The sequence below is a fragment of the Cupriavidus phytorum genome (assembly GCF_003254285.1).
GTDB lineage: Bacteria > Pseudomonadota > Gammaproteobacteria > Burkholderiales > Burkholderiaceae > Cupriavidus > Cupriavidus phytorum.
In genome coordinates this window covers 47,492-54,294 of sequence record NZ_QKZN01000020.1, presented here as the reverse complement: position 1 = coordinate 54,294, position 6,803 = coordinate 47,492, and the positions used below count along the sequence as shown (strand labels likewise).

Genomic DNA, 6,803 nt, shown 5'->3' with positions numbered 1-6,803 from the left:
CGGCGTGCTGACCATATGGTTCAGCCGCTTCGAGATCGGCGAAATTAACCTGCACGCCGCTGCGGCGTGCAGGCCACAAACATCACCCAGGGACGTAACGTCCTGACCTCTACAATGTGTCCACCATGTCCTCGCACATGTGTCCACCATGTCCTCGGTCTATACAGCGGGAGAGGGGCGGGGGAGAGGGCCGGCGCCTCCACGAAGTCAACCGCATCAACCCCTGCGCCCACGTCATCCCCGGACCTCCGCCATGAACGTGATTCAATCTTGGACAGACGCCGTCACTGGCGTAGGCTGTCCGGATAGCGGCGGCATGCCGCGTCCTTCCCGGAGACAGCCATGGACGAAGAAACCTTCAACCTCAGCATCCGCAAGTTCCTGAAGGTGGTGGGCGTGAATTCCCAGCGCGAGATCGAGCAGGCCATCGCCCGTGCCGTGGCCGACGGCTCGCTGGCGGGCAACGAGCACCTGCCGGTGTCGGTGACGCTGGAGCTGGCGGCGGTGAAGCTGCAGGCGCGCTTCGACGGCGAGATCCGGCTCGAGTAGGCCGGCGGCTGCGCCATCGCCGGCTAGGCCGCCGGCACGCCTTCCTTGCGCATCCCGCGCATACGGTATTCCCCCGGCGCCACGCCGGTCCATTTCTTGAAGGCGCGGTGGAACGTGCTGGGCTCGGAAAAGCCGAGCCGCAGTGCCACGTCCTGCAGCGTCATGCCGGGGCGCTCCATCATGCCGATGGCCACGTCGCGCCGCAGGCTGTCCTTGATGCTCTGGTAGCCGCGGCCTTCGTCGCGCAGGCGGCGGCGCAGGGTCTGCGGGGTAAGCCGCAGCAGCTGCGCCATCTGCTCCAGCGACGGCAGTTCGTCGTCCAGGTGCGAGCGCAGGTGCTGCCGGATGCGTTCGGCCAGGCAGCTGTTGTCGCGGTAGCGGATCAGCAGGTTGCGCGGGGTCTCGTGCAGGAAGTCGCGCAGGCTGGCCGCGTCCTGCATCACCGGCAGGCGCAGCGAGGCCGCGTCGAAGTGCAGCGCGGTAACGGGCTGGCCGTAGCTGACCCTGGCCTTGAACACGCGCTCGGTATCGGTGCGGCCCTGCGACGCGGCGGCGCTCAGGTCGACGCGCGTCAGCGGGATCTGACCGGCCACCAGCCAGCTGACCAGCGCATAGGCATGGAACACGAAGGTCGATTCGGCAAAGCTGCGGCAGGCCGACGCGGACGCGCGCGGATGCAGCACCACTGCGGCGGTGTTGCCGTCGGTGCCCACATGCAGGCGCGGCGCGAAGGCGTCGATATGCTGGCGGTACAGGCGCAGCCCGGTGCGGATGGCGTCCTCGAGCGTGGCGCAATGGACCAGGCTGCGGCACACCTGCGCGAACACGCCGGGTGTCACGGGCCGGTCCAGCAGGCCCCACAATTCGTCGCGCGTGACCCGGCGCAGCGTGCGGATCAGCGCCGCATACTGGCCCTGCGTCACGCGCGCGCTGGGCGAGGCCAGCAGCGCCGGCGAGATATCCGCGCGGCGCAGCAGCGCGTCGATGTCGTAACCAAGCCGCCGCGCTCCCTGCAGGATATGCGTCACATGCTGGATGGCGATGGTGTGGCGAGCCGGCGCGGGCGGCTCCGCCGTCGCGCCCGATGCCGGCAGGCTGCCGGCGTCGCGCAGGCGCGCTCCCGGCAGCGCGTGCCCGGAAATGTGCGGCTTGCCCGGCATCGGCGGGCGCAGCGATGGCAGAACGGCTGTTTGCATGGGTCTCCTCGTCACGGCGACGCGCCGGTGCCGGCCTGTCCAGGCCTTTTCAGCCCTCTGGCCACATCATGGCGCCACCTTAGCAAGCCCGCGCGGCGCCGCACAATCGGGATTTGCCAAAGCCTGCCTTCCGCCTGAGCGATTCGGCCAATCATTTTGGCGCGTCTGGTCATTGTCCACGCACCGCAGCATCGCGCACTCTCCGGCAAGTACCTCTACAAGGCCGGCCCACCGGCCCGGGCGGATCCTGCAACGGGCAAAAAGCCCCGTGCCCGCCCCCGGAAAAACCAAAGGAGACAGCACATGCAGGCAGATCGTCGCAGTGGGGAGCGTAGTCCGCGTCGCCGTACCCTCGGCCGCCTCGGCGCCGGATTGCTGGCGTGGAGCGGACTCGCAGCCGGCATGCTGGGCGCGGGCGTGGCCCACGCCCAGGCTGATTTCCCGGCACGCACCGTGCGCATGGTGGTGCCGTTCCCGGCCGGCGGCGCCACCGACGTGCTGGCGCGCGCGCTGGCCGAGGGCCTGGGCAAGCAGTGGAAGCGGCCGGTGGTGGTGGAGAACCGCCCGGGCGCCAGCGGCATGCTGGGCGCCGAAGTGGTCGCCCGTGCCGAGGCCGACGGCCATACCGCGCTGCTGACCATCACGCCGCTGGTGCAGGCGCCGAGCCTGTATGCGCGCGCGCCGTACGACCCGGTGAAGGATTTCGCCGCGGTGTCCGAGCTCGGCACCACCAACCTGGTGTTCGCGGTCAATACCAACGCCGTGCCGGCCACCAACCTGAAGGACTTTATCGCGCTGGTGCGTACCAAGCCCAGGCAGTTCTCTTATGGCTCGTTTGGCGCGGGCTCCAGCGGCCACCTGTATGGCGAGGTCTTCAACGATGCCGCCAAGATCGACATGCTCCATGTCTCGTACAAGGGCGAGGCGCCGGAGCTGAACGACCTGCTCGGCGGCCAGGTGCCGGCCGCGGTGATCTCGGTGATGGGCGCCAAGCCCCATGTCGCCACCGGCCGCCTGCGTGCGCTGGCGGTGACCGGACCCGCGCGCGCGCCGCAACTGCCGGACGTGCCGACCTTCCGCGAGGCCGGCATCGAAGGCATGGACGCAATGGGCTGGTTCGGCCTGCTGCTGCCGGCCGCCACGCCGCGCCCGATCGTCGAGAAATTCTCCGCCGACGTCAACCGCGTGCTGGCCCAGCCCGATGTGCGCAAGCGTATGAACGACCTCGGCGTGATCCTGACCGGCAGCACGCCGGATGCATTCGCCCAGACCATCCAGGCCGACTACGTGCGCTGGGGCAAGGTGATCCGCACGCGCAATATCCGCCTGGATTGAGCTCCCTTTCCGCTTGAACTGAATCCGACTCGCATTTGACCCACCCATTGCTGCAATGAAGCCTGCCACACGCACCACCCAGCCGTTCCGTTCCCCCGCCTGGCCGCCCGGCCTGCCCGCCACGCTGCATACGCCGCGCACCAGCCTGTTCTACAACGTCGAGGTCGCGGCGCAGCGCTATCCGGACAAGACCGCGATCCAGTACTTCGGCACCCCGATCTCGTATGGCGAGCTGCGCGAAGAGATCGAACGGATGGCCGGCTACCTGCAGCAGGCCTGCGGCATCCAGCCCGGCGACCGGGTGGTGCTGTTCAGCCAGAACTGCCCGCAGTTCATCATTGGCTACTACGCCATCCTGCGCGCCGAGGGCGTGGTGGTGCCCGCCAACCCGATGTGGCTGGAAGCCGAACTGGCCCACGTGGTGCAGGACAGCGGCGCGGTCGCCGCCTTCGCCGGCAGCGAGCTGTACTCGCGCATGACGCCGCTGCACGGTCCCGCGCTGCGCCACGTGATCCTGCACGACTACGCGGGCATGCTGCGCGACGACGGCGGCTTGCCGGTGCCGGCCTGGCTGCGCGAAGCGCCGCCCGCGCCGCAGGCTGCTCCCTCCGGCGCGATGCCGGTGGCATGGGACACCGCCAGCCGCGCCGGACACCGGCCGCTGCCACACCAGGCCGGCCACGACACGCTGTGCATGCTGGCCTATACCTCGGGCACCACCGGCAATCCCAAGGGCTGCATGCATACCCACGGCACGCTGATGACCGCGGCCGCCGGTTCGGTGATCTGGCGCGGCGGCTCGCCCGAATCGGTGGTGCTGGCGGTAGCGCCGATGTTCCACCTGCTGGGCATGCAGAACTGCATGAACTCGCCGCTCTACCTTGGCGCGACGGTGGTGCTGATGCCGCGCTGGGACCGGGCGCTGGCCGCGGACCTGATCGAGCGCTACCGCGTCTCGGTGTGGGGCGCGCCGCCGGCGATGATGGTGGACTTCTTCTCCCAGCCCGGCATCGACGCGCGCGACCTGTCCAGCCTGGCCTACGTCGGCGGCGGCGGCGCGGCCATGCCGGAAGCGGTGGCCAACATGCTGCAGCAGCGCTTCGGGCTGCCCTATGTCGAGGCCTACGGCATGACCGAGACCGCGGCCTTCATCCTGTCGAACCCGCGCAACCAGCCCAAGCGCGAATGCCTGGGCATCGCCACCTTCGGCGTGGACGCGCGCGTGGTCGACCCCGAAACGCTGCGCGAGCTGCCGCACGGCGAGACCGGCGAGATCGTGGTCCACGGCGGCCAGGTGATGCAGGGCTACTGGCGCAACGAAGACGCCAACGCCGCCACCTTCATCGAGCTCGACGGCAAGCGCTTCCTGCGCACCGGCGACCTGGGCTTCATGGACGAGGACGGCTACTTCTTCATGCGCGACCGCCTCAAGCGCATGATCAACGCGTCGGGCTACAAAGTCTGGCCGGCCGAGGTAGAGAACATGCTGTACGGCCACCCGGCCATCCACGAGGCCTGCGTGATCGCGGCGCGCGACGAGCGCCGCGGCGAAACCGTCAAGGCGGTGGTGGCGCTGCGCCCCGACGCGCGCGGCACGGCCGAGGCCGACCCCGAACGCATCATGGCCTGGTGCCGTGAGCACATGGCGGCGTACAAGGTGCCGCGCATCGTCGACGTGGTCGACGCGCTGCCCAAGTCGGCCACCGGCAAGATCCTGTGGCGCGCGCTGCAGGAGCGCGAGATGCAGGCGGACCATCCCGGCAACTGATGGTGGCGGTGATGCCCACCCAGCGCAGCAACCCGAGGAGCAAAGAGAGAGACACCATGCAGCAGAGCAGACGCAACTGGCTGGCGCAGGCCGGCACCCTGGCCGGCGCGGCCATCCTTGGCAACGCGGGCCAGGCCTTCGCGCAGCAGCCGTACCCCGCCAAGCCGATCCGGCTGATCGTGCCATACCCGGCCGGGGGCGGCACCGATACCGTGGGGCGGCTGATCGGCCAGCGCCTGGCCGAAAGCCTGGGCCAGCCGGTGGTGGTGGAAAACAAGCCCGGCGCCAGCGGCATGCTGGGCAACGACACCGTCGCCAAGGCGCCGGCCGACGGCTACACCCTGCTGCTGGCGATCACCGCGCTGATCCAGTCGCCGGCGCTGTACAAGCGCACCCCGTACGACGTCGCCAAAGACTTCACCCCGGTGTCGCTGATCGCCAAGTCTTCCGACCTGTTCGTGGTGCCCAACCGCGTGCCGGCCAGCACCATGCGCGAATTCCTGGCGCTGGCCAAGGCCGGCAAGCTCAGCTATGGCTCGTACGGCAACGGCACCTCGTCGCACCTGCACGGCGAGCTGCTGCGGCAGCAGGCCGGCATCGAGATCGCGCATATCCCGTACAAGGGCGCGGCGCCGCTGATGAGCGACCTGCTCGGCGGCCAGGTGGACAGCGCCTTTGTCGACGTGACCTCGGCCAACCCCTATCTCACCAGCGGCAAGTTCAAGATCCTGGGCATCACCGGGACCCAGCGCTACAAGGCGCTGCCCAATGTGCCGACCTTCTCCGAACTGGGCCTGGCGGGGTTCGAGCCCAATGGCTGGTTCGGGCTGTTCCTGCCCGGCAATGCGCCCAGGGACGTGACGGCAAAACTGGCCGCCGAGACCGCGCGCATCGTGCGGCTGCCCGAAGTGACGGCAAAGCTCGCCGGCATGGGTTTGCAGCCGGTCGGCTCGACGCCGCAGGAACTGGCTGCCGTGGTCGCCGGCGACACGCCCAAGTGGGCGAAGATCGTGCGCGACGCCAACATCCAGCTCGACTGACACCGTAGCAGAGGCCAAGCCATGGAAACCATCCGTTTTGCCCTGGAGGACGGCATCGCCACGCTGACGCTGGACGCGCCGGCGCGCAAGAACGCGCTGTCGCTGCAGATGCGCGAGGAGATCGGCGAAGTGATTCGGCGGATACGGGACGACGACAGCGTGCGCGCCCTGATCCTGACCGCGGCCGGCACCGATTTCTCGTCGGGCGGCGACATCAGCTCGATGCAGGTCGAGATCAGCGCCGAGCAGGGCCGCAGGCGGCTGCGCAAGCTGCACGGCTGGCTGGAAGACCTGCTCCAGCTCGACGTGCCGGTCATTGCCGCGGTCGACGGCGCCGCCTATGGCGCGGGCTTCAGCCTGGCGCTGACGGCCGACATCATCCTCGCCACGCCGCGTGCGCGCTTCGGGCTGCCGTTCCTGCGCATGGGGCTGGTGCCGGACTGTGGCGTGTTCTACACGCTGCCGCGCATGATCGGCCTGCAGCGGGCCAAGGCGCTGATGTTCTCGATGCGAGAGCTCGATGCCCAGGCCGCGCAAGACCTTGGCATCGTCATGGAAATCGTGCCGGCTGACGGTTTGCAGGCGCGCGCCCGGGCGCTCGCGCAGGCATTCACCGAGGCCTCGCCGGTGGCGGTCAGCCTGACCAAGCAGGCGCTCAACGCGTCGCTGGGCCAGGACCTGGGCACCATGCTGGCGATGGAGGCGGACGCGCAGGGCATCGCCTTCTCCACCGGCTACCGCCGCGAGGCCGCCGACCGCTTCATGGCCAAGCAGCCGCTGCGCTACCGCTGGCCGGACTGAAAGGACAGGACAAGGCTTGCTGCCCCGCAGCATCGGCCACCCTGTTCTTCGCCCCTATTTATATAGGCAGGTTTCCGGCATCGTCCGACGCCTGCCGCTTCATTGTTCACGTTT

Annotated in this window: 6 protein-coding genes; 5 read left to right on the top strand and 1 reads right to left on the bottom strand. The window is 69.2% G+C overall.

The genetic code is table 11. The features are described 5' to 3' along the window. Positions 1–342 precede the first annotated feature (342 nt). A complete protein-coding gene (locus C7416_RS27890) occupies positions 343–549 on the top strand; it encodes a DUF6494 family protein (RefSeq protein ID WP_111521863.1) in 207 nt (68 codons plus the stop codon). A gap of 23 nt (positions 550–572) precedes the next feature. On the opposite strand, the gene C7416_RS27885 is transcribed toward C7416_RS27890, so the two are convergent. After that, positions 573–1,745, bottom strand: coding sequence for an AraC family transcriptional regulator (locus tag C7416_RS27885; protein WP_111521862.1), 1,173 nt, complete (start codon positions 1,743–1,745; stop codon positions 573–575). Positions 1,746–2,048: 303 nt separating this feature from the next. Here C7416_RS27885 and C7416_RS27880 point away from each other — a divergent pair, with 303 nt between their 5' ends. Genes C7416_RS27880 through C7416_RS27865 form a run of 4 tightly spaced genes read left to right on the top strand, consistent with a single transcriptional unit; the run spans position 2,049 to position 6,689 of the window. Continuing rightward, positions 2,049–3,080: a Bug family tripartite tricarboxylate transporter substrate binding protein gene (locus C7416_RS27880; protein ID WP_111521861.1), complete on the top strand. Its 1,032-nt coding sequence runs from the start codon at positions 2,049–2,051 to the stop codon at positions 3,078–3,080. Between the two features lie 55 nt (positions 3,081–3,135). Further along, entirely contained in the window at positions 3,136–4,848 is a 1,713-nt protein-coding gene (locus C7416_RS27875) for a long-chain fatty acid--CoA ligase (protein ID WP_111521860.1), read from the top strand. Between the two features lie 56 nt (positions 4,849–4,904). Then, positions 4,905–5,888 carry a Bug family tripartite tricarboxylate transporter substrate binding protein gene (locus tag C7416_RS27870; protein WP_111521859.1) on the top strand — a complete coding sequence of 328 codons (984 nt, stop codon included), beginning with the start codon at positions 4,905–4,907 and terminating at the stop codon, positions 5,886–5,888. Positions 5,889–5,909: 21 nt separating this feature from the next. Next, complete coding sequence (locus C7416_RS27865) at positions 5,910–6,689, top strand: enoyl-CoA hydratase/isomerase family protein (protein ID WP_111521858.1); 780 nt, start codon at positions 5,910–5,912, stop codon at positions 6,687–6,689. The last annotated feature ends 114 nt before the right edge of the window (positions 6,690–6,803 follow it).